This window comes from Ancylobacter oerskovii (assembly GCF_018390555.1).
GTDB classification, from domain to species: domain Bacteria; phylum Pseudomonadota; class Alphaproteobacteria; order Rhizobiales; family Xanthobacteraceae; genus Ancylobacter; species Ancylobacter oerskovii.
Map to the genome: position 1 here is coordinate 1 of NZ_JAHBGB010000023.1, position 23,021 is coordinate 23,021.

The following is a 23,021-nucleotide window of genomic DNA, read 5'->3' on the forward strand; positions in this document are numbered from 1 at the left end:
ACACGCTGTGGACCTCGGTCAATCGCGGGCTGGACGCCGATTTCGAGAACATCGTGCTGTTCGGCACGGCGACCGATGCTGGCGGCAACGGCAAGAGCAACATCGTCTCCGGCAACGGGCTGAACAACAACCTCTATGGCGGCGGCGGTGCGGACAGCCTGTACGGCCATGACGGCAGCGACCGGCTGTTCGGCGAGGACGGCAACGACTACATGACCGGCGGCAAGGGCACCGACGCCTATTATGGCGGGCTGGGCTACGACTATGCGATCCTCGAGGAAGGCGGCGGGGTCGACTATTTCGTCGACTGGAACGTCACCCGCGACCGGGTGGTGTTCGACAGCGCCATCTTCGCCTCGATCGGCGCGGCGATGGATGCGGCGTTCCAGAACGGCACCGACGTGGTGATCTGGGACGGCCAGGACGGCATCGTGCTGCAGAACGCCAAGCTGGCCGACCTCACCACGAGCAACTTCCTGATCACCTGACCGGAGCGCAGGGCGGACCGGCGCGAGACGAGCGGCGGTTCACCGATTTAGGGTTTCTGCCGTCCTTGCCTGCGGCGCTCCAGCCGTCGAAAGCGCGGCCCGCTTTCTGGCGGACAGTCGGCGGGAAGGCTTCTCTGAACACCCCTGCACCAGTCGGCGGCACATGATACTGGATGCCCTGGTCCCGATCGGCGCCTTCCGTGCGGTGTCATTTGCCGCCGCCGAACAGGCCGGTCTTCCTGCCTGACCCCGCAGGGTCAGATCGAAGACAGCCCGGGCTTCAACGGAAAGACGTGGTCGTATCCCCAGTTGAACAGGAAAGCGTAGACCACGTAAAAACCTGCGAGCGCGACGTCCATGACCAAGGCTTGCCACAGCCCCACGCCAAGATACCAGGCGATGAAGGAGACCAGCGCGCACAGCAGGCCCGCCTCGAACAGCGCGGCGTGGATCAGCCTTGTCCCCAGCGTCTTCCGCGTATGTTTCCATAGCTTGAGCATGGCGTGATCAAAGGCCAGATTGTAGACGTAGTTCCAAACCATCGCGATGGTCGTGCTGACAATGGCGACCACACCGAAATCGTCCACCGGCACGTCGAACACGAGCGCGCCGATCGGCGCCACGATGGCGAGAGCGACAATCTCGAAGAGAACGGCGTGGCGGATGCGGTCGCGGGTCGTTCGCAGATGTCCGCCAGGGGCAGCCATAGCGAGGCTCCTTCGAGGGCCGGACAGAAGGGCCGGGCGATCCCCGGCCGGAGTGACGAGACGCAGGCCGGCTGCGCCGTGCTTCTCTATCCGGGAGCCGACATCCGAGGCAAGGCCGCCCCCGTCGCTCGCCCTATACCTCATGCCGGATCGTCGGGCGTCTCTCGACGGCGGCCGATAATGAGAGCCGGGCCGAACCCGGCCGGCGCGGAGTAACGGCGATGAGCCAAGCAGACCCGTTCGACCTCGCGCGATTCCGAACGGCGCAAAATCCGATTTTCGCCGCGGCCCTGGCAGAGCTCCGGGCCGGCCGCAAGCGCTCGCACTGGATGTGGTTCGTCTTCCCGCAGCTACGCGGCCTGGGCCGCTCGCCGACGGCTCACTTCTATGGGATGGCTTCGATCGAGGAGGCTCGAGCCTACCTCGATGATCCGGTACTCGGTGAAAGACTGCGGCTCGCGACGGCGGCGGTCCTGACTGCCGACGTCAACTCGGCGCACGCGATCTTCGGCTCCCCCGACGACATGAAATTTCGATCGTCGATGACACTGTTCACGATCGCAGCCAGAGGACCGGGCATCGCACCGTTTCAACGAGCGCTCGATCGCTTTTTCGCAGGCGAACCGGATGCGGAGACCCTTCGGCTGCTTGGGAAGTGATCGCGACAATTCCTGAAAAATAGCGCCGGTGCATCGGCCGGCTCTCGCGGCTTGCCCGAACTTCCCGCATGGCCTTCCCCAAGGCGGGCGAACGATCAGGCGGCCCGCCACGGCACGGCCTGTCGCGCCTGCGTCCAGCCATGTTGCGACGGCGGCGGTCAGGCCTGCACGGAAAATTCTATTCCCATCACCTGGTTACGGCCGGCCGACTTGGCGAGGTAGAGCTGCTCGTCCGCCGCACGCACCCAGGCCTCGGGCGCGCCGCCCGGGATGCAGGCCGCCGTCGCGACGCCGACGCTGACCGTGACGAAGGCCGCCGCCTCGGAAGCGGCATGGGGAATGTCGAGCAACTGCACGCGCTGATGGATCTGCCGCGCCACCTCCATCGCCTCGGCATGGGAGCATTCCGGCAGGACGCAGGCGAACTCCTCGCCGCCATAGCGCACCGCCACGTCGGCCGTGCGCTGCATGGCCCGCTTGAGCGCCGACGCCACCATGGACAGGCAGCGGTCGCCCGCCGTGTGGCCATAGGCATCGTTGTAGCGCTTGAAGAAATCGATATCGACGATGATCAGGGACAGCAGCGCGCCGTTCATGGCAAGGCGCACCGCCGACTGGTCGAGCACCCGCTCCAGCCGCCGGCGGTTGCCAAGGCCGGTGAGGGCATCGGTGACCGCCATCTCCGCCAGCTGGTCGCGCATGCGCTTCATGTCGAGATGGTTGCGCACGCGCGCGCGCACCGCGATGGGGCTGATCGGCTTGGTGATGTAGTCGATCGCCCCCAGCATCAAGCCCCGGACCTCGGCGTCGCGGTCGCCGAGAGCGGTGGTGAAGATGATCGGCACGTCGCCGACCAGCGGGTCGGCCTTCAGCGTGCTGCAGACGACATAGCCGTCGGTACCGGGCATCAGCACGTCCAGCAGGATGAGATCGGGCATGTTGGTGCGCGCGAGGTCCACGGCTTCCTCGCCGGATGTCGCGAAAAAGATCTCGTAGTCGTCTTCCAGCGCGGCCGAGAGAATCTCGATGTTGGATACCTCGTCGTCGACGATCAACACCGATTGGCGCTCGTTCAAGATTGCGTCTCCTCGGTCTTGGTCGCGTCGCCGAGCTGGTGGGCGACGATCAGGGCGGCATTGAAATCGAGGCGTGTCAGCGCGGCTCTCAGCGGAGCGAGCGCCGGCATGTCCGCCCCGACGACCCGCTCCAGCTGCTCGAAGGTCCGGCGGGCGCCCAGATTGCGACGCTCGAGCTGGGTGACGAGGGTCGTCACCAGTTCGAGCGCCGGCTCGCCGAGCACCGGCCTGTCCGCCGCTTCCGCGGCATCCGGCGCAGGCCCGGCTGGGGGCGCCTGCGTCCCGGAACCCGGAGTCAGAGAACGGGCCGCCGCGAGCGCTGGTAGCATGGCCTGGTCGAGCTTCGAAAGCCTGATCTGGAAGGAATCCGTCTCGCGATGCGTGAGGGCGTCTTCCAGCTGGCGCGCCGCTTCGGCGACGTGCCGCAGCTCCAGCGACCCCGCGACGCCCTTGAGCGAATGCGCCAGGCGGCGAGCCTCGTCGACATCTTCCCGGGCGATCTGGTCGCCCAGCTGCGCCACCACGTCCGCATATTTCTCGCCGAAGCTGACGATCAGCTTCATGAGCAGCGAGCGCTTGCCGTTGACCCGGACGAGAGCGGTCGCAATGTCGAAGGGAGGCAAGGCGTCGGGCAGCTCGGGCGCCCGGGCCGGCCGGGCCGCGACGGCGGGCGCCGCCACCTCGCCGGTCGCAGCACCGCCAGCCAGCCGCTCGCCGATCCAGCGATCGAGCGTCGCGATCAGCCGCTCGGGATCGACGGGCTTGGCGATGTGATCGTCCATCCCAGCCTCGATGCAGGCCCGCCGCTCGCGCTCATAGGCGTGCGCCGTCATGGCGATGATCGGCAATTGCGCGGAGGAAAGGCTCTGGCGGATGCGGCGCGTGGCCTCCAGCCCGTCCATCTCCGGCATCTGGACGTCCATCAGCACCGCCTGGTATTGGCGGCCGGCTTGCAGCACCATCTCGCAGGCGATGCGGCCATTGCCGGCCAGCTCCACCATCAGGCCCGCATCGGTGAGAATCTCGAACGCCACCTCGCTGTTGATTTCATTGTCCTCGACCAGCAGCACCCGGGCGCCCCGCACGCCGGCCGAGACCATGGGCACCGCGTCCTGGTTGCCGGTGGCGGGCGGATCGGCGGGCAGCGCCTTTCCTTCCTTGGCCCTGAACAGATCGACGATGGTGTCCAGCAGCATGCCGCCATCGATCGGCTTGACCAGGAAGGCGGCGATGCCGACGTCCTGGGCCGCGGTCATGGCGTCCTCGCGCGCATAAGCGCTGACCATCAGCGCGACCGGCGGCCGGGTCAGCTTCGGATTGTGCTCCAGCTCGCGAACCAGATCGACCCCGCTCACCGAGGGCATCTTCCAGTCCACCAGCATGAGGTCGAAGGGCGATCCCTGCTCGGCCGCGGCCTCGAGGGCCGCCAGGGCCTCGGGCGCCGACGCCGCGAGCTCCGCCTGCAGGGACCACCCGGCGAAAATGGCGGCCAGGATCTCGCGGGCGCCCGGATTGTCGTCGACGATCAGCACCCGCAGGCCCTGCATGTCCGGCGGCAGGGCGAAAGCCTTCGCCGGACGGGCCGCGCTGCCTTCTTCCAGCTGCAGGGAGACGGTGAAGACGCTGCCGAGCCCCGGCGCGCTCTGCACGCCGATCGAGCCGCCCATCAGCTCCACGAGCTGCTTGGTGATGGCGAGGCCCAGCCCCGTGCCGCCGAATTTGCGCGTGGTCGAACTGTCCGCCTGGGCGAAGGAACGGAACAGGTTGGCCTGCTGCTCGGCGTCCATTCCGACGCCGGTATCGCGCACCGCGATCTCCAGCACCGCCTTGGACGGCGTGGGATCGGGCAGGCGACGGATCGCGATCTGCACCTCGCCGCGTTCCGTGAACTTCACGGCGTTGCCGACGAGGTTGAGCACGATCTGGTTGAGGCGCAGCGCATCCCCCACCACCATGTCCGGCACGTTCGGCGCGAAGGAAACCCGCAGGTCGATCCCCTTCTCCGTCGCCTTCAGCATGGCGATGCCGATGGCGGTATCGACCTCCTCGCGAATGTCGAAGCAGGACTTCTCCAGCACCAGCTTTCCGGCCTCGATCTTGGAGAAGTCGAGAATGTCGTTGATCAAGGCCAGCAGCGCGGTGCTCGCCTGCCTGATCTTGGTGAGATATTCGAATTGCTTGGGCGGCAGGTCCCCGCGCAGCGCCAGATGGGTGAAGCCGAGAATGGCGTTCATCGGCGTGCGGATCTCGTGGCTCATATTGGCCAGGAACAGGCCCTTGGCGGCATTGGCGGCCTGCGCCTCGCGGGTCCGTTCCTCAACCTTGTGCTCCAGCGTCTCGTTGCTGAGCATGATCTCCTCGCTCATCGCCTGGACGCGATTGAAGCCGCCGACGAGCATTTCGCAGATCCACACCAGGATCACCGTCTGGAAGGCGACGATGCCGGCATGCAGCCAGACACGAGAGAGATCCTGCCCGGCCGGAAACACCGCCGCGGGAAATGCAACGTTCAGCGCCAGATGGTGAAGCGCCACCGCCGTCGCCGCCATGAGGATGGGGCGCCAGTCGCACCATCCGATCATCAGCGCCAGCGAGGCGAAGAAATACATGTGCAGGTCCATCTGCCAGCCGTGCCCCGCCAGCAGGAACACGAACAGCGAGGGCATGCCCATCAGCGCCACGGCCGACACATAGCGAGTGACCGGCTGCACCCCGTACAGCAGCCAGGAGAGCGTGTAGGCGCCGGCCAGCAAGGCGACGATCAGCGCCGGGGCCACCATGTCGCGCCCGACGGCATTGGCGACGATCAGCGCGACGGGCAAATGCAGCCACAGCAGGGCCAGCAGCAGGTAACCGAAGCGGACCCGCAGACGCTCGATCTCGATCATGGCCTCATCCTATGGAAACTTTGCACATGGCACGGGTTTCGTCATGCCGTTCGCCGCGCCGCAAACAATGGCATAAAAGCAATGAACGTAAAGCCTTAGCGGCCGGTGCATCCCGCAAGGGAACCCGCGTCGAGCGTCAGCCACGCCCCCTCCCGGCTCAAGGCATCGAGAAACATCCGCCTGTCGCCCTCGCCGACGGTCGCTACCACGACGTTACCGTACCGTCCGACGTCGACGAAACGCCCACCGGCCCGGTCGACCAATGCCAGGGTCTGGGCCGGTCCATACCAGGGAGGCGCCACCACGGCGACATGATCGGTGCCGGCACCGGCCCCAAGCGCGGCGAGGCCGATCGCCGGGATGCTCACGACCAGAAGCAGGAGGGCGGGCCAGATCTGCCCCGCACCGGCGCCGGCGCGGGCACGCTCGCGCCGCCCGGAAGGAAGCCCGCCATGCCATGTTCCCGCAAGCGCACCGAACATGTCCGCACATTCCCCCGCGGGCCCATCGCCCGAATGCCACCCGTGTGAAAGACCGGGGAAATCCTACCGGGAAGCTCGCCGGTCCGCCACCGACCTCATGACGCCCGGCGCCGACCCTCGTCAAGGTGCGAGGCCGGTGCCGGCATCGCTCGCGGCGGTTTCAGCGCGGAACCATGCCCTCCACCATCAGCCGTATGGCCTCGCGCAGATAATTGCTGCGATCGTGTTCTTCCGGCCATTCGGGCAGGTCGCTGTGCTTCAAGGGTATGGCGCCGAAGATCAGGTCCATCAGCATCCGCGCGGTGTAGCCGGGATTGGCGATGCGGATGCGCCCACGCTCGGCCTGACGGGCGAGCCAGGCGGCGAGCATGGCCCGCGAGGGCTCCGCACCATGGACGTGCACCACCTTGCCGAGCTCGGGAAACTGCCGCATCTCCGACAGGACGAAGCCGACCAGCGCCATCCGTTCGCGATTTTCGGCGTCGCCGATGTCGACCCTGAAAATGGCGGCGATGGCGTCGACCAGCGAGAGCTGGTCATAATCGCCCGGCAGCGCCAGCATGGAGAAGCGGTGCTCCTCGATGATCGCCGCGAACAGGTCGATCTTGGCGGGAAACAGCCGGTAAAGCGTGCGCTTGGAAATCCGGCACGCGGCGGCGATCTCGTCCATGGTGGTGCGGCCATAGCCCCCGGCCAGGAACAGGGCGCGCGCCTGCGCCACGATCGCCGCGGCCTGCTCGTCGTCGGACCGCGTCTTGGGCCGTCCGCGACCGCGCCTTTCCGGCTGCTGATGCACCTCCACCTTGTCCACCCTCGACATTTTCAGGAGCCCGGCCGTGCCGGAAACGGACGGATCGAAGCCGATCCCCCGGGTTTGACATCCGGCAACTTCATCGATTATAGAAACGTTGAAGTTTTGTAAATAAGGATCGGCTGGTGTTGCTCCTGTTCTCCCTTCCCAACGTCAGCCTTTCCATACCACCCCTTCACTTCCGCGCCAGCGTGCCGGCGGAACGGAGTTGATCCGCGTGCCGCCCCTTCGCTTCGGCCGGCCGGCCGTCATCGTCCTCGGCGCGCTGCTGCTCGCGGGTTGCGCCGTCGGTCCCGACTACAAGACGCCGCATCTGGATATGCCGGCGCACTGGGGGAGCAGCAAGCCCAAGACCGCGCCACGCCCGCCCGAACTGGCGCAGTGGTGGAAGCGGCTGCGCGACCCGACGCTCGACGGTCTCATCGACGAGGCCGTCGCCGGCAATCTCGACGTCGCCACCGCCAAGGCGAAGATTCGCGAGGCCCGCGCCTCCTATCGCCAGGCGGTCGGCACGCTGCTGCCCTCCGTGGACGGCTCGGGGTCCGCCACGCGCAACGACAACGGCTCGAACGTGTCGAGCGATGGCGACGTGACCATTTCCGGCCCGTTCACCCAGTATCAGGCCGGTCTCGACGCCAGCTGGGAGGTCGACCTGTTCGGCGCCAACCGGCGGGCGGTCGAGGCGGCCCGCTACGGGCTCGACGCCGCCGAGGAGGATCTGCGCGCGACCTTGCTGACCCTGGTCGGCGACGTCGCCAATTATTACGTCCAGGCGCGCTCGGCGCAGGCCCGCGCCGCCCTCGCGCGCCGCACCGCCGCCTCGCAGCGCGAGACCGCCGCGCTCACCCGCACCCAGTACAATGCCGGCTCGGCATCGGGCGTCGACGTGGCGAACGCCTCCGGCCAGGCGGCCAGCACCGAGGCCAACATCCCGACCTATGAGGCTGCTTATGCCGAGGCGGTGCACCGGCTTTCCGTGCTCACCGGCCAGCCGCCGGCCGCGCTGACGGCGCGGATGAAGGCGGTGCGGCCGATCCCGACGCCCCGGCTGCCGATCCCCACCGGCATCCCGGCCGACATCCTGCTGGCGCGCCCCGACGTGCGGGTCGCCGAACGGCAATACGCCCAGTCCACCGCGCTGATCGGCGAGGCGGAGGCGGCGCTCTATCCGAGCATCAGCCTCACCGGCTCGGTCAGCTCCACCGGCACCAAGATCGGCGACCTCGCCAAGAGTTCGTCGATCAGCTGGTCGTTCGGCCCGTCGCTGACCGTGCCCATCTTCAATGGTGGCCAGCTCCGCGCTGCGGTGGACGTGACGGAGGCGCAGCGCGACCAGTCCTTCATCGCCTATCGCGCCTCGGTGCTCACCGCGCTGGAAGACGTCGAGAACGCCACCGTCGCGCTGGGCCAGGAACGCATCCGCCAGGGTACGCTGTCGCGCTCCGTGCAGCATTATCGCGAGGCGACGCGGCTTTCCCGCGCGCTGTACCAGTCCGGCTCGTCGAGCTTCCTCGACGTGCTGGATTCCGAGCGCTCGCTCTATTCGGCCGAGGATTCGCTCATCGAGAGCCGCGCCGCCATCGCCACCGACTACGTCGCCCTCAACAAGGCGCTCGGCGGCGGCTGGGACGGAACGGTCGATTCTTCGAAGCCGGAAGTGGTAGATACCAATACCGGGCCGCATGTCGCGGTCGCCCCGTCTCCACGCCAGCCATCCGCCCCCACGCCATGACCCTCCTTCCATGCCCGTGCGTCACCGATCCCCTGGGGAGCCGCCGGTGAGCCGCCGCACGCGCTTCATCGGTACGGCCGCGCTGCTGCTCCTTCTGGCCGGCGCCGGCACCTATGCCTGGCAGCAACGCAGCGCCGCCGCCGTGCCGACGCTGATCACCGCGCCGGTGACGCGCGGCGACATAGAGGAAACCGTGCTCGCCACCGGCACGTTGAAGCCGGTGAAGCTGGTGGCGGTCGGCGCCCAGGCCTCCGGGCGGATCACCACGGTGAAGGTGAAGCTCGGCGACGTCGTGCGCGCCGGCGACCTGCTCGCCGAAATCGATTCGGTGACGCAACAGAACGACCTGCGCACCGCCGAGGCGGCGCTCGCCAACGTCACCGCCCAGCGCGCCGAGAAGCAGGCGACGCTCAGGCTGAACGAGACCACGCTCGCCCGCCAGAAGCGCATGGTGGACCAGAACGCGGTATCGCGCGCCGACTTCGACACCGCCGAGGCCGATGTGGACATCACCCGTGCGCAGATCGATGCGCTGTCGGCGCAGATCGTCGAGGCGCAGGTCGCGGTCGACACCGCCCGGGCCAATCTCGGCTATACGCGCATCACCGCGCCGACCGACGGCACGGTGCTGTCCATCGTCAGCCAGCAGGGCCAGACGGTGAACGCCGTGCAATCGGCGCCGACCATCGTCATCCTCGGCAATCTCGACACCATGACGGTGCGCACCGAGATCTCCGAAGCGGATATCGTGCGGGTAAAGCAGGGCCAGCCGCTTTATTTCACCGTGCTCGGCGAGCCGGAGCGGCGCTATGATGCCATGCTGGGCTTCATCGAGCCGGCGCCGGAATCGATCCGCAGCGATTCCAGCTTCTCCTCCTCCAGCTCGACCACCTCGAGCTCGAGTTCCTCGTCCTCCTCGTCGGAAGCCATCTATTACAATGGCGTGTTCGACGTGCCCAACCCGGACGGGCGCCTGCGCACCTACATGACTGCCGAGGTGCACATCGTGCTGGGCAGCGCGAAGGGCGTGCTCACCATCCCGGCCTCCGCGCTCGGCGAGCGCGACGGCGAGGGCCGCTACCAGGTGCGGATCGCCGGCCCGAACGACAGCGTCTCGACGCGAACGGTCGAGATCGGCCTGAACAACAAGATCACCGCGCAGGTATTGTCCGGCCTCGAGGAAGGCGAGCGCGTCGTCATCGACCAGGCAAACGGCCAGACGGCCGCCTCGTCGTCGCGCCGGCCCGGCCCGCCCATGGGCCTGTGACCATGGGCAGGCCGCTCATCGAGGTCCGCGATCTCAGCCGCGAGTTTCCGTCCGGCGAGCGCAGCATCAAGGTGCTGAACGGCATCGACCTCGCCATCGAGGCGGGCGAGATGGTGGCGATCGTCGGCGCGTCCGGCTCCGGCAAGTCGACGCTGATGAACATTCTCGGCTGTCTCGACCGCGCCACCTCCGGCACCTATCGCGTCGCCGGCCGCGACGTCGCCGATCTCGATGCCGACGAGCTGGCGGCGCTGCGGCGCGAGCATTTCGGCTTCATCTTCCAGCGCTATCACCTGCTGTCCGAGCTGACCGCCCTGGGCAATGTCGAGATTCCCGCCATCTATGCCGGGCAATCGCCGGGCGCGCGCCGCACCCGCGCCGCCGCGCTGCTCGGCCGGCTCGGCATGGGCGATCGCACCGGCCACCGGCCCAGCCAGCTTTCCGGCGGCCAGCAGCAGCGCGTCTCCATCGCCCGCGCGCTGATGAACAACGCCAACGTGATCCTCGCCGACGAGCCGACCGGCGCGCTCGACAAGCACAGCGGCGAGGAAGTGCTGCGCATCCTCTCTGAGCTCAACGCCGAGGGGCGCACCGTCATCATCGTCACCCACGACATGCAGGTGGCGAACCGCACCGGCCGCATCATCGAGATCAGCGACGGCGAAATCCTTTCCGATCGCCGCGTCGCGCCGCCGGCCGACACGCCGGCCGGCGAGCCGGCAGCCCCGCCGGCGCGCGGCGGGATAGGCGCCTTCGCCGACCGGTTCCGCGAAGCCTTCCGCATGGCGTTGCTGGCGATGCGGGCGCATGGGCTGCGCACCTTCCTGACGATGCTCGGCATCATCATCGGCATCGCGTCGGTGGTGAGCGTGGTCGCACTGGGACAGGGCTCGCAGCAGCGCGTGCTCGCCAACATCTCCAGCCTCGGCACCAATACGCTGGAGATCTTCGCCGGCCGGGACTTCGGCGACACCCGCTCCGGCCGCGTGACCACCCTGGTGGTGGCGGATGCCGCCGCACTGGCCGGCCAACCCTATGTGGCGGCGGTGACGCCGACCGTCTCGACCTCCACCACCGTCCGCTACGGCTCCAAGGAGGCGAACGCGCTGGTGAACGGCGTCGGCGATCAATATTTCACGGCCAAGGGCACTCATCTCGCGGACGGGCGCCTGTTCGACGCCACCAGCGTGCGTACCCTCGCCCAGGACGTCGTCATCGACGAAAACACCCGCAAGACGCTGTTCGAGGGCTCCACCCGAAGCCCCGTCGGCGAGGTGGTGTTCATCGGCAACGTCCCCGCCCGGGTGATCGGCGTCACCCAGCCGCAGCAGGGCGGCTTCGGCTCCAGCCAGAACCTCTCGCTCTATCTGCCCTACACCACGGTGCAGGCGCGGTTTCTCGGCAGCTCCTCGCTGCGCTCGATCACCGTGCGGGTCGCCGACGACGTATCGACCGACCTCGCCGAACAGGCGGTGACGCGCCTCCTCACCCAACGCCACGGCACCAAGGACTTCTTCATCCTCAACACCGACGACATCCGCAAGACCATCACCGCCACCACCCAGACGCTCGCCTTGCTGATCGCCGCCATCGCGGTCATTTCGCTGGTGGTCGGGGGCATCGGGGTGATGAACATCATGCTGGTGTCGGTATCCGAGCGGGTCGGCGAGATCGGCGTGCGCATGGCGGTGGGGGCGCGGCGCGCCGACATTCTCCAGCAGTTCCTCATCGAGGCGGTGCTGGTCTGCCTGATCGGCGGCGTGCTCGGCATCGCGGCGGCGCTGGGCCTCGGGGTCCTGGCCGGCGTGCTCGGCTCCGGCTTCAGCTTCATCTATTCGACGACCTCGATCGTCGCGGCGGTGCTGTGCTCGAGCCTGATCGGCATCGCCTTCGGCTTCCTGCCGGCGAGAAACGCCTCGCAACTCGATCCCGTCGCCGCGCTGGCAAGGGACTAGAAGCCGTCGTCTTCCGCAAAGGCATGCGCGGAACATCCCGCCTTTCCAAAGCTTTAGAACGAAGGGACCCGCGCCGGGCCTCCTGTCAGAGGAGTGTCATACCCGACTATGTGCGATATTGCGCTGCACTCCGTGGTTGCTGCATAGCAAAACGAATGATGTGCCGGTCTGGATGCCGGCCAATGCTCGGAGTACGCCAATCATGAGCACCGTTGACATCGCCGGCCTGCGCATCGACGCCGATCTCCATGCCTTCGTGAACGACGAGGCCATTCCCGGCACCGGCATCGATCCCGCCACCTTCTGGCAGGGCCTCTCCGACATCGTCGGCGAGTTCGCCCCCCGCAACGGCAAGCTGCTTGCCAAGCGCGACGCGTTGCAGACGGTGATCGACGACTGGCACCGCACCCGCAAGGGCCGGACCATCGATCCGGCCGACTACGAGACCTTCCTCAGCGATATCGGCTATCTGCTTCCCGAGCCGGACGCCGTTTCGGTGGCGACGCAGAATGTCGACGACGAGCTCGCCCGCATTCCCGGCCCGCAGCTGGTGGTGCCGATCACCAATGCCCGCTACGCGCTGAACGCCGCCAATGCGCGCTGGAACAGCCTCTATGACGCGCTCTACGGCACCGACGCGCTGCCGGAGGACAACGGCGCCACCCGTTCGGGCGGCTTCAACCCGGTGCGGGCGGCGGCGGTGGTCGCCAAGGTGCGGGAATTCCTCGACGAAACCTTCCCCCTGACCGCCGGCTCGCATCGCGACGCCACCGCCTATGCCGTCGACGGCGGCGCGCTCAAGGTGACACTGGCCTCCGGCGCCGTCGCCGGGCTGGCCGACACCGCCCAGTTTGCCGGCCATACCGGCGACGCCGCCGCGCCGACCGCGGTGCTGCTGGTCAATCACGGCCTGCATGTCGAACTGAAGATCGACCGCACCAGCCGCATCGGCGCCACCGATGCCGCCGGCGTCGCCGACGTGATCGTCGAGGCGGCGGTCACCACCATCATCGATTGCGAGGACAGCGTCGCGGCGGTGGATGCCGCCGACAAGATCGTCATCTACCGCAACTGGCTCGGGCTGATGAAGGGCACGCTCAGCGCCCATTTCGACAAGGGCGGGGCGACGGTGGAGCGCCACCTCGCCGACGACCGCGTCTATACCGCGCCGGACGGCGGCGACAAGGTTCTGCACGGGCGCAGCCTGCTGCTGGTGCGCAATGTCGGCCATCACATGATGACTGATGCGGTGCACGATGCGGATGGCCGCGAGATCCCGGAGACGATTCTCGACGCCGCCGTGACCTCGCTCATCGCCCTGCACGACATCAAGGGCACCGGACCGCTGCGCAACAGCCGGACCGGCTCGGTCTACATCGTCAAGCCGAAGATGCACGGGCCGGAGGAAGTCGCCTTCGCGGTCGAGCTGTTCGGCCGTGTCGAGGCGCTGCTCGGCATGGCGCCGACCACGCTGAAGATCGGCATCATGGACGAGGAGCGCCGCACCAGCGTCAATCTCGCCGCCGCCATCCACGAGGCCCGCGACCGGGTGGTCTTCATCAACACCGGCTTCCTCGACCGCACCGGCGACGAGATCCACACCTCGATCGAGGCGGGTCCCATGGTCCGCAAGAACGAGATGAAGGCGCAGCTCTGGATCAAGGCCTATGAGGACAACAACGTCGATGCGGGCCTGGCCGCCCATCTCGACGGCCGGGGCCAGATCGGCAAGGGCATGTGGGCGATGCCCGACCGCATGGCCGACATGCTGGCGCAGAAGATCGCCCACCCGCTGGCCGGCGCCAATACCGCCTGGGTGCCCTCGCCGACCGCGGCGACGCTGCATGCGCTGCACTACCACAAGGTGGACGTCTTCGCTCGTCAGGCGGAATTGCGCCATCGCAAGCCGGCCTCCCGCCGCGACCTGCTCACCGTGCCGGTGGTCGACCGCGGCAACTGGGAGCCCGCCGCGGTGCAGGAGGAGCTCGACAACAACATCCAGGGCATCCTCGGCTATGTGGTGCGCTGGATCGACCAGGGGGTCGGCTGCTCCAAGGTGCCGGACATCCACGATGTCGGGCTGATGGAGGACCGCGCCACCCTGCGCATCTCCTCGCAGCATGTCGCCAACTGGCTGCTGCACGGCGTGGTGACGCCCGAGCAGGTGGAGGAGACGCTCCGGCGCATGGCCGGGGTGGTGGATGCCCAGAACGCCGGCGATCCGGCCTACCGGCCGATGGCCCCGGCCTATGACGGCTTCGCGTTCCGGGCCGCACGCGATCTCGTCTTCGAGGGCCGCCGGCAGCCCAACGGCTATACCGAGTTCATCCTCCACCGCCGGCGCCGCGAAGCCAAGGCGGCGTGAACCGCGGCCGGAAGCCGGGATCGACTCCGGTTTCCGGCGCCGCGCGCGGCTTTCCCGAAGGAAAAACCTCGGATTTCCCGATGGACAGCCGAACCGGCGCAACCGATAGTGCGGCGGTCGCGCCGATGATGACTGCCTCGAAGCGACCCGCTGAGTTCGGGGCTTTGCCCGCGTCGTTCCGCGCGGGGCATTCTCCGGCTTGAGCGTTTGTCATGGCGGTCGTTTGCCCGGCCAAACCTCCATGAATCGTCTGCGTCGCGCCGTCCTCGCCCTTTTCCTGCTGCTGTGCGCCGCCCCGGCCACTGCCCAGACCCCCGCACCCGCACCGCTCAGCCAGCAGCAATTCGACCAGCTGGTGGATTCCCTCAGCAAGGCGGTGGCGGAGCGGCTGAAGAACGGCCCGGCGACAGCCGCCACCGAACCGGCGGCGCCGAAGGCCGAGGCCGCGCCCTCCCCGGCGGCCGCTTCGCCCCCCGCTGCCGTGCCCGCCTCCGAGCCGGCCCCGGCGCCGATGATGCGGATGGCGAGCGAAGAGCCGATGAGCGAGAAGTTCATCGAGGTGCTCGACCGCAGCGACGACGTGCTGGCGGAGCTGCCGGCGCTGATCGAACAGAGCGGCCGGATTCCGCGCCTGCTCGATGCCGAGATGAACAATGGCCGGTCGCTCGGGCGCTTCCTGCTGCTGCTGGCCGCCTGCGTGGCCGTCGCGCTCGCCACGGAAAAGCTGCTGCGCTACGCCCTGCGGCCGCCGCGGCGACACCTGGCCAACCGCGTCACCGGCGCCGCCTCGCTCTGGGCGCTGGCGGCCCTCGTCAGCCTCGACGTGCTGATCCTCGCCGGCGTGTGGCTGGTGACGCATGCGATGATCGTCGGCTTCTTCGAGGGACAGATACCACAGGCGCATCTCGGCTATCTCGTCCTCACCAGCGTCTTCTACTGGCGCCTCTATGTCCTGGTGTTCCGCATCGCCCTGCGGCCGAACATGCCGCAGGCCCGGCTCGCCGAGATCAACGATGCCGAGGCACTGAAGGTCTATCGCTGGGCCTCGGCGCTGATACTGGCGGCCATCGTCCTCGCCGATTTCCGCCGCATCCTCGACGGCATACATTCGCCGCCGCTGGTGGTCGCCTGCGCCACGCTGATCAACTCGCTCCTGCTCACCGGCCTGCTCATCGCCGCGGCCATCGCCATCCGCGAGCCGGTGGCGAAGTGGTTCCACGGCATCAGCCAGGGCGGAAGGCCGGGGCCGCTGGTGGCCGGCCTTGCGCGGTTCTGGCTGATCCTCGCCATTCCCTTTTTCCTCGTGCTCGGCATGGCCCGCGTCTACGGCGCCCTGACCACCGCCAACAGCCTGCACGAGGCGATCGTGATGACGATGAACGTGCTGATCGGCCTCCTCATCCTCGAATCCTTCATGGACAAGGTCTGCCGCCTGATGCAGGCCGACATCGAGATCACCCATTCCCGGCGGGAGCGCGCCATCGAGGCGCTGATGCGCTGCGTGCGGGTGGCGATCCTGCTCGGCGCCCTCACCCTGCTGTTCCGCATCTGGGCGGTGCACGGCGTCGGCATGATGGACATGAGCGGCTACAACGCCATGGCCGCGGCGGCGCTGCCCGCCGGCGCCATCCTGCTCGGCGCCTATTGCGCCTGGCAGGCGGTGGAATATTTCACCCAGCTCTACGCCGCGCCCGCCGCCGGCGGCCTCCCCGGCCACCAGGACACCGAGGACACCGCCGCGCCCACCACCGCCTCGCGCATGAGCACGCTGATGCCGCTGCTGCGGGTCACGATGCTGCTGGCCATCGTCGTCATGGCGGCGCTGACCGTGCTCTCCCAGCTCGGCATCAACATCACGCCGCTGATCGCCGGCGCCTCCATCGTCGGCCTCGCCATCTCCTTCGGCAGCCAGACGCTGGTGAAGGACATCGTTTCCGGCGTGTTCTATCTCGTCGACGATGCCTTCCGGGTGGGGGAATATATCGATTGCGGCAAGGCCAAGGGCACGGTCGAGGGCTTCACGCTGCGCTCGCTCAAGCTGCGCCACCAGAACGGCATGGTGCACACCATTCCCTTCGGCCAGCTCGGCCAGATCACCAATTTCAGCCGCGACTGGTCGACGCTGAAGTTCAACCTGCGCTTCACCCGCGACACCGATCTCGAAAAGCTGCGCAAGACGGTGAAGAAGATCGGCATCGAGCTGCAGGAAGACCCCGAATACAAGGAGGACTTCCTGATGCCGCTGAAGATGCAGGGCGTGGCCGACATCGCCGACAGCGCCCTTGTCGTGCGGTTCAAGTTCACCGTGAAGCCGACGCGGCCGACGGTGATCCAGCGCGAGGCGGTGAAGCGGATGATCCGCATCCTGCCGCAGCAGGGGATCGAATTCGCCAACAACACCGTCTCCGTACAATCGCTGGGCGGCGACCAGAGCGCCGCGGCGGCGGCCAGCCGCAAGGCCGCCAACGATCTCGCCGAGAAGGCGGCGGCGGAGGCTGCCGCCACCGGCTGAGACCGCCCTGCCGGCCGGGGGACGCCTCTAGCCGGAGAATTCGGTCTCGTGGCGCAGCGCGTCCTCCGCCTCGGGATTGAGCGGATGCGCCTCGCGCTCGGGCGGCACCAGCGGCTCCGGCTCGGCGGCCATGCGGCCGGGACCGTAATCGACGCCGCCCTCCATCTGAAGCTGCAGGCGCTGGCGATCGAGTTCGCGCACCTCGGCGATGACATGGCGCGCGGCGTCAACCGCCACGCCGTTGGCCCGCAAGGTCGCATTGCCGAAGGCCAGCGCCGATTCGAAGGTCTCGCGGATCTCGAAATCGACCCCCTTCGCCTTGAGCGCCAGGCTGTGCGTGCGGTCATAGGCCCGCACATGCAGCTGCACATGCGGCACGTTGGCCTTGAGGATCTCGACGATGCGATCGGCGGTCTCGCGCCGGTCGACGCACACCGCGACCACCCGCACGCGCTCCGCACCCGCGGCCCGCAGCACGTCCAGCCGGGTGCCGTCGCCGTAATAGATGCGGAAGCCGAAGCGCCCGGCGCTCTGGATCATCTCCACGTCATTGTCGATGATCGTCACCTCGAGGCCCTGCGTCAGCAGGCATTGCGAGACGATCTGCCCGAAGCGGCCGAAGCCGACCACCAGCACCGAGCCGTGCGCATCCGAGAAATCGTCCGGCTTCGGCACCGTGGCGTCGCGCCGCTCCAGCCGGCGGGCGATCCGCTCGCCGATCAGCGCCACCGGCGGCCCCAGCATCATGGTCATCGCCGCGCAGGCCGACAGCAGGTCGGCCTGCTGCGAGGTGAGCAGGCCGAGGCTGAGGCCGAGCGGGAACAGCACGAAGGAGAATTCGCCGGCCGAGGTCAGCACCGAGGCGGCACGCACGGAATCGGCTTCCGAGCCGTCGGAAAGGTGGAACACCGCCCAGACCGAGACCGCCTTCACCAAGGTGATCAGCAGCGTTCCCAGGATCAGCAGCGGCGCATTGGCGAGCACCACGTCGAGATTCATCGACATGCCGATGCTCATGAAGAACAGCGCGATCAGCAGGCCGCGAAAGGCGTCGACATTGGCTTCCAGCTCGTGGCGGAAGCTCGATTCCGACAGCATCACCCCGGCGAGGAAGGCGCCCATCGCCATGGACATGCCCACCGCCGCCATCAGCGCCCCGGCGCCGAGCACCACCAGCAGCGCGGCGCCGGTCATCACCTCGCGGGCGTTGCTGCGGGCCAGGATCTGGAACAGCGGGGTGAGCAGGTAGCGGCCGGTGCCGATCACCACCGCCACGGCGGCGAAGACGATGGCGACGTCGCGCAGCGAATCCAGCAGCGACTGCCCCTCATGCGTGCCCGGCACCATCAGCGGCATGAAGGCGATCAGCGGCACCACCGCCATGTCCTGGAACAGCAGCACCGCGAAGGCCCGCTGGCCATAGGGCTGCGCCAGCCCGTTCTTCTCCTCCAGCAATTGCAGGGCGATGGAGGTGGCGGACAAGGCGAGGGCCAGGCCGGCGATGGCGCCGGCGCGCCAGTCGAAATCCTTGCCGGCAAAATGCGCCAGCACGGCGATGCTGCCGCCGGTGAACACCAGCTGCGCGGTGCCGATGCCGAAGATCGCCCGGCGCAGCGCCAGCAGGCGCGACAGCTTCAGCTCGAGCCCGATGACGAACAACAGCAGCACCACGCCGATCTCGGCGACGGTGATGATGCGCTCGGGATCGCGGATGGCGCCCAGGCCGGAAGGGCCGATGGCGATGCCGGCGGCGAGATAGCCGACGATGGGCGAGAGGCCGAGCCGGCGGGCGACCGGGACCGCGACCACCAGCGCCACCAGGAATACCAGCGCCGAGATCAGCAGCCCGTATCCTTCCCCGTGCATCCCGCTCACTCCATTCCGCGACCGGCCGCGTCCCCCCTGCTCCGATGCCTCCCGGCCATGGCGGAACGATGGTCGCGACGCGGCCGAAAGGCGCCCTGCCCATCGGAGCACCTTTCGGGCAAGGACTAAAGACGTCTAGCGGAAACGCCCTGAAAAACGACGCGAAACGCGCGCATGGCGGCAACCATGCGCGCGTTTCCGGCAACAGGAAACAGGGGCCGCCTGCCCGTCAGTGATGGGCGGGCAGGCTATCGGCGGCGTGGGGCACCGGGATGTCGGCCCGCTTCACCGGCGGCAGGGTCTTAAGCGATTCGAGCACCAGCGGCTGCAGCCCCTCGCCACCGGCGGCGATGTGGTCCTCGATCTTGGCCCGCATGCGCGGCTCCCAGAAATCCTTGATGTGCTTGGCGATGCCGACCACCGCCTTGTCGTGCTTCTGGGTCGCGAAGAAGGCGCCGATCTGGTTCGCCATGTAGATCAGCCGCGGCAGGCTGTCATGCGAATCATGCGACATGGGGAACGGTCTCCGTGTTGGATCCGCCGGTCGCAATGCGATGCGGATGGGTAAAGATTTCAAAGCCGTCGTCGCGCGCGATCGCCGCGAGGGTGATGCCCGCCGCCTGCGCGGTGCGTACCGCCAGAGAGGTCGGCGCGGACACCGCCACCAGCACCGAAGCACCGAGCATGGCGGTCTTCTGGATCATCTCGATCGACACCCGGCTGGTCAGCAGCACGATGCCGCCGGCCGCTTCCCGCCGCTCGCGCGCGAGATGGCCGACCAGCTTGTCGAGCGCGTTGTGACGCCCGACATCCTCGCGCACCGCCAGCAAGCCGGCTTCCGGCTCCCAGAAGCCGGCGGCGTGCACCGCGCGGGTGGCGTGGTTGAGCTGCTGCGCCGGCGCCAGCGAGGCGATGGCCCGCGAGATTTCGGCCGGCGAGAACACCCGCCCCTCGCCAACCGACCGCGCCGGCTTCACGGCGAGCTCCAGGCTTTCCACCCCGCACAGGCCGCAGCCGGTGGGACCGGCGATCTGCCGACGGCGCGCCACCATCTGGCCGGCGCGGTCGGCATTGATCCACAGGCGGATCTCGACGCCTTCCTCATGCTCGAGGATCTCCAGATCCTCGATATCGGCGAGCGCGCCGATCACGCCCTCGGTCAGGCTGAAGCCGATGCCGAAATCCTCAAGATCCGCCGGCGTCGCCATCATCACGGCATAGGTGGAGCCGTTATGGACGATGGCGACCGGCGTCTCCTCGGGGATCACGCGCTCGCCCCGCTGCACGCCCCTGGGCGTGCAGGCGAGACGAGAAACGCGAACAGCCGGATCGATCATGAGCCGATGCTATCACTCCGCCGCTTCGACGGCGATGCGGCGGCTCTGGCGCGCGAAGGCGTCGTAGTCTTCCTGCCACTGCGACGGCCCGTTGGAGCGGGCGACCTGCACCGCCGTCACCTTGAACTCGGGGCAGTTGGTCGCCCAGTCCGAGAAGTCGGTGGTGACGACGTTGGCCTGGGTCGTCGGGTGGTGGAAGGTAGTGTAGACGACGCCCGGCGCCACGCGGTCGGTGATCTCCGCGCGCAGGGTGGTGGAGCCGGCGCGGCTGTCGATGCGCACCCAGTCGCCGTCGCGCACGCCGCGCTGCTCGGCATCGTGCGGGTGGATCTCCAGCAGGTCCTCCGGGTGCCAGGCGACATTGTCGGTGCGGCGGGTCTGCGCGCCGACATTGTAGTGGCTGAGGATGCGGCCGGTAGTGAGCAGCAGCGGGAAGCGGGCGCCGGAGCGCTCGTCGGTCGGCACATATTCGGTGACGACGAACTTGCCCTTGCCGCGCGCGAAGGTCTCGATGTGCATGATCGGCACACCTTCCGGGTTCGCGTCGTTGCACGGCCACTGCACCGAGCCGAGCTCGTCGAGGCGCTTGAACGACACGCCGGCGAAGGTCGGGGTCAGCGCGGCGATCTCGTCCATGATCTCGGACGGGTGGGTGTAGTTCCAGTCCATGCCGATGGCACGGGCCAGCATCTGCGTCACTTCCCAGTCGCCATAGCCGTTCTTCGGCGCCATCACCTTGCGCACCAGCTGGATGCGGCGCTCGGCATTGGTGAAGGTGCCGTCCTTCTCGAGGAAGGTGCAGCCCGGCAGAAAGACATGGGCGTAGTTGGCGGTCTCGTTCAGGAACAGGTCCTGCACGACGACCAGCTCCATGGCGGCGAGGCCGGCGGCGACATGCTTGGTGTCGGGGTCGGACTGCAGGATGTCCTCGCCCTGGATGTAGATCGCCTTGAAGGTGCCCTCGACGGCGGCGTCGAGCATGTTGGGAATGCGCAGGCCGGGCTCGGCGTCGAGCGGGCGGCCCCACATGGCTTCGAACGTCGCGCGGGTGGCGTCGTCGGAGATGTGGCGGTAGCCGGGCAGCTCGTGCGGGAACGAGCCCATGTCGCAGGAGCCCTGCACGTTGTTCTGGCCGCGCAGCGGGTTCACGCCGACGCCGCGGCGGCCGATATTGCCGGTCGCCATGGCGAGGTTGGCGATCGCCATCACCGTGGTCGAGCCCTGCGAGTGCTCGGTGACGCCGAGGCCGTAATAGATCGCGGCATTGCCGCCGGTGGCATAGAGGCGGGCGGCGCCGCGGATCAGCTCGGCCGGCACGCCGGTGTACTGCGCCACCGCTTCCGGCGAGTGGCGCTCGTCGGCGACGAACTCGGCCCAATCCTGGAACTCGTCCCAGTCGCAGCGCTCGCGCACGAAGGGCTCGTTGACCAGGCCCTCGGTGACGATGACATGCGCCAGCGAGGTGACGATGGCGACGTTGGTGCCGGGCTGCAGCGGCAGGTGGAAGTCGGCCGTGATGTGCGGCGAGCGCACCAGGTCGATGCGGCGGGGATCGACCACGATCAGCTTGGCGCCGTCGCGCAGGCGCTTCTTCATGCGCGAGCCGAACACCGGGTGGCCGTCGGTCGGGTTGGCGCCGATCACCAGGATGACGTCGCTGTCCTCGACCGAATCGAAGTCCTGCGTGCCCGCCGAGGTACCGAAGGCCTGGTTGAGGCCATAGCCGGTCGGCGAGTGGCAGACGCGGGCGCAGGTATCGACATTGTTGGTGCCGAAGCCGGCGCGGATGATCTTCTGGACGAGGTAGGCTTCCTCGTTGGTGCAGCGCGAGGAGGTAATGCCGCCCACCGAACGGCGGCCATAGGCCTCCTGGATGCGCTTCAGCTCGTTGGCGGTGTGGGTGATCGCCTCTTCCCACGACACTTCCCGCCACGGATCGGTGACCTTGGCGCGGATCATCGGGTTGAGGATGCGATCCTTGTGCATCGCATAGCCCCAGGCGAAGCGGCCCTTCACGCAGCTATGGCCGCGATTGGCCTTGCCTTCCTTCCACGGCACCATGCGCACCACTTCCTGGCCGCGCATCTCCGCCTTGAAGGTGCAGCCGACGCCGCAATAGGCGCAGGTGGTGACCACCGAGTGCTCCGGCGTGCCGATCTCGATCAGCCGCTTCTCGGAGAGGGTGGCGGTCGGGCAGGCCTGCACGCAGGCGCCGCAGGACACGCATTCCGAGGTGAGGAAGGCTTCCGACTGGCCGGGCGACACGCGGCTGTCGAAGCCGCGGCCGGAGATGGTCAGCGCGAAGGTGCCCTGAACCTCTTCGCAGGCGCGCACGCAGCGATTGCAGACGATGCACTTGGCCGGGTCATAGGTGAAATAGGGGTTCGACTCGTCCTTGGGCATGACGAGCTCGGAGGTGGGGGCGAAGTGGTTGGCGCCCTCCATGCCGTAGCGCACCTCGCGCAGGCCGACCGCGCCGGCCATGTCCTGCAGCTCGCAGTCGCCATTGGCGGCGCAGGTGAGGCAGTCCAGCGGATGGTCGGAGATGTAGAGCTCCATCACGCCCTTGCGCAGCTGCGCGAGACGGGGCGTCTGGGTATGCACCTTGATGCCCGGCGCCACCGGCGTGGTGCAGGAGGCCGGGGTGCCGTTGCGACCCTCGATCTCGATCAGGCAGAGGCGGCAGGAGCCGAAGGCGTCCAGCATGTCGGTGGCGCAGAGCTTGGGGATCTGCGTCCCCATCTCCATCGCCGCGCGCATGATGGAGGTGCCTTCCGCGACCGTGACCTCGACGCCGTCGATGGTGAGCGTCACCATCTTGTCGGTCTTCGGGGCGGGCGTACCGTAGTCGATCTCATGGACGAGAGACATGGTCA

The 23,021-nt window shown here is 68.0% G+C and carries 16 protein-coding genes; 7 read left to right on the plus strand and 9 right to left on the minus strand.

Going from position 1 to position 23,021, the window contains the following annotated elements:
- Positions 1-488 (plus strand): calcium-binding protein (locus KHC19_RS10665; RefSeq protein WP_425514515.1); only part of this gene is annotated, 488 nt, incomplete at its 5' end.
- Between the two features lie 257 nt (positions 489-745).
- On the opposite strand, the gene KHC19_RS10670 is transcribed toward KHC19_RS10665, so the two are convergent.
- Positions 746-1,174: a PACE efflux transporter gene (locus tag KHC19_RS10670; protein WP_213352542.1), complete on the minus strand. Its 429-nt coding sequence runs from the start codon at positions 1,172-1,174 to the stop codon at positions 746-748.
- A gap of 242 nt (positions 1,175-1,416) precedes the next feature.
- On the opposite strand from KHC19_RS10670, the gene KHC19_RS10675 reads away from it, so the two are divergent.
- Positions 1,417-1,854, plus strand: a complete 438-nt coding sequence (locus KHC19_RS10675) for a DUF1810 domain-containing protein (RefSeq protein ID WP_213352345.1) — start codon at positions 1,417-1,419, stop codon at positions 1,852-1,854.
- 158 nt (positions 1,855-2,012) lie between these two features.
- Here the strand turns inward: KHC19_RS10675 and KHC19_RS10680 are convergent, their stop codons facing one another.
- The 4 genes from KHC19_RS10680 to KHC19_RS10695 form a co-directional block, all read right to left on the minus strand.
- Positions 2,013-2,930 carry a diguanylate cyclase gene (locus KHC19_RS10680; protein WP_213352346.1) on the minus strand — a complete coding sequence of 306 codons (918 nt, stop codon included), beginning with the start codon at positions 2,928-2,930 and terminating at the stop codon, positions 2,013-2,015.
- Positions 2,927-5,818, minus strand: a complete 2,892-nt coding sequence (locus KHC19_RS10685; protein WP_213352347.1) for a hybrid sensor histidine kinase/response regulator — start codon at positions 5,816-5,818, stop codon at positions 2,927-2,929. The genes KHC19_RS10680 and KHC19_RS10685 overlap by 4 nt, the downstream gene beginning before the upstream one ends.
- A gap of 95 nt (positions 5,819-5,913) precedes the next feature.
- Positions 5,914-6,300, minus strand: coding sequence for a hypothetical protein (locus KHC19_RS10690; protein WP_213352348.1), 387 nt, complete (start codon positions 6,298-6,300; stop codon positions 5,914-5,916).
- Positions 6,301-6,460: 160 nt separating this feature from the next.
- Positions 6,461-7,120 (minus strand): TetR/AcrR family transcriptional regulator, encoded by a 660-nt coding sequence (locus KHC19_RS10695; protein WP_213352349.1) that lies wholly within the window; start codon positions 7,118-7,120, stop codon positions 6,461-6,463.
- A 208-nt stretch (positions 7,121-7,328) separates the two neighbouring features.
- Here KHC19_RS10695 and KHC19_RS10700 point away from each other — a divergent pair, with 208 nt between their 5' ends.
- The 5 genes from KHC19_RS10700 to KHC19_RS10720 all read left to right on the plus strand — a co-directional run bounded on the left by KHC19_RS10700 (position 7,329) and on the right by KHC19_RS10720 (position 16,942).
- The gene (locus KHC19_RS10700) at positions 7,329-8,843 is read left to right on the plus strand and encodes an efflux transporter outer membrane subunit (protein WP_343207687.1); all 1,515 of its coding nucleotides are present in this window, start codon (positions 7,329-7,331) and stop codon (positions 8,841-8,843) included.
- A gap of 10 nt (positions 8,844-8,853) precedes the next feature.
- The gene (locus KHC19_RS10705) at positions 8,854-10,110 is read left to right on the plus strand and encodes an efflux RND transporter periplasmic adaptor subunit (RefSeq protein WP_213352350.1); all 1,257 of its coding nucleotides are present in this window, start codon (positions 8,854-8,856) and stop codon (positions 10,108-10,110) included.
- Positions 10,111-10,112: 2 nt separating this feature from the next.
- Positions 10,113-12,065: a MacB family efflux pump subunit gene (locus tag KHC19_RS10710; RefSeq protein WP_213352351.1), complete on the plus strand. Its 1,953-nt coding sequence runs from the start codon at positions 10,113-10,115 to the stop codon at positions 12,063-12,065.
- Between the two features lie 202 nt (positions 12,066-12,267).
- Positions 12,268-14,430: a malate synthase G gene (locus tag KHC19_RS10715; RefSeq protein ID WP_213352352.1), complete on the plus strand. Its 2,163-nt coding sequence runs from the start codon at positions 12,268-12,270 to the stop codon at positions 14,428-14,430.
- A gap of 241 nt (positions 14,431-14,671) precedes the next feature.
- Positions 14,672-16,942 (plus strand): mechanosensitive ion channel family protein, encoded by a 2,271-nt coding sequence (locus KHC19_RS10720; RefSeq protein ID WP_213352353.1) that lies wholly within the window; start codon positions 14,672-14,674, stop codon positions 16,940-16,942.
- A gap of 27 nt (positions 16,943-16,969) precedes the next feature.
- On the opposite strand, the gene KHC19_RS10725 is transcribed toward KHC19_RS10720, so the two are convergent.
- The 4 genes from KHC19_RS10725 to fdhF form a co-directional block, all read right to left on the minus strand.
- Positions 16,970-18,808, minus strand: a complete 1,839-nt coding sequence (locus KHC19_RS10725; RefSeq protein WP_213352354.1) for a monovalent cation:proton antiporter-2 (CPA2) family protein — start codon at positions 18,806-18,808, stop codon at positions 16,970-16,972.
- 229 nt (positions 18,809-19,037) lie between these two features.
- Complete coding sequence (locus tag KHC19_RS10730) at positions 19,038-19,322, minus strand: formate dehydrogenase subunit delta (protein WP_213352355.1); 285 nt, start codon at positions 19,320-19,322, stop codon at positions 19,038-19,040.
- The gene (gene fdhD, locus KHC19_RS10735; RefSeq protein WP_213352356.1) at positions 19,312-20,145 is read right to left on the minus strand and encodes a formate dehydrogenase accessory sulfurtransferase FdhD; all 834 of its coding nucleotides are present in this window, start codon (positions 20,143-20,145) and stop codon (positions 19,312-19,314) included. Before fdhD ends, KHC19_RS10730 begins: the two co-directional genes overlap by 11 nt.
- A 12-nt stretch (positions 20,146-20,157) precedes the next feature.
- Complete coding sequence (fdhF, locus tag KHC19_RS10740) at positions 20,158-23,016, minus strand: formate dehydrogenase subunit alpha (protein ID WP_213352357.1); 2,859 nt, start codon at positions 23,014-23,016, stop codon at positions 20,158-20,160.
- Positions 23,017-23,021: the final 5 nt, after the last annotated feature.

Bases quoted from the DNA above. Each gene is read 5' to 3' on its own strand.
- KHC19_RS10675 (WP_213352345.1), top strand. From the start codon at position 1,417: ATGAGCCAAGCAGACCCGTTCGACCTCGCGCGATTCCGAACGGCGCAA.
- KHC19_RS10685 (WP_213352347.1), bottom strand. From the start codon at position 5,818: ATGATCGAGATCGAGCGTCTGCGGGTCCGCTTCGGTTACCTGCTGCTG.
- KHC19_RS10690 (WP_213352348.1), bottom strand. From the start codon at position 6,300: ATGTTCGGTGCGCTTGCGGGAACATGGCATGGCGGGCTTCCTTCCGGG.
- KHC19_RS10695 (WP_213352349.1), bottom strand. From the start codon at position 7,120: ATGTCGAGGGTGGACAAGGTGGAGGTGCATCAGCAGCCGGAAAGGCGC.
- KHC19_RS10705 (WP_213352350.1), top strand. From the start codon at position 8,854: ATGCCCGTGCGTCACCGATCCCCTGGGGAGCCGCCGGTGAGCCGCCGC.
- KHC19_RS10710 (WP_213352351.1), top strand. From the start codon at position 10,113: ATGGGCAGGCCGCTCATCGAGGTCCGCGATCTCAGCCGCGAGTTTCCG.
- KHC19_RS10715 (WP_213352352.1), top strand. From the start codon at position 12,268: ATGAGCACCGTTGACATCGCCGGCCTGCGCATCGACGCCGATCTCCAT.
- KHC19_RS10720 (WP_213352353.1), top strand. From the start codon at position 14,672: ATGAATCGTCTGCGTCGCGCCGTCCTCGCCCTTTTCCTGCTGCTGTGC.
- KHC19_RS10725 (WP_213352354.1), bottom strand. From the start codon at position 18,808: ATGCACGGGGAAGGATACGGGCTGCTGATCTCGGCGCTGGTATTCCTG.
- KHC19_RS10730 (WP_213352355.1), bottom strand. From the start codon at position 19,322: ATGTCGCATGATTCGCATGACAGCCTGCCGCGGCTGATCTACATGGCG.
- fdhD (WP_213352356.1), bottom strand. From the start codon at position 20,145: ATGATCGATCCGGCTGTTCGCGTTTCTCGTCTCGCCTGCACGCCCAGG.
- fdhF (WP_213352357.1), bottom strand. From the start codon at position 23,016: ATGTCTCTCGTCCATGAGATCGACTACGGTACGCCCGCCCCGAAGACC.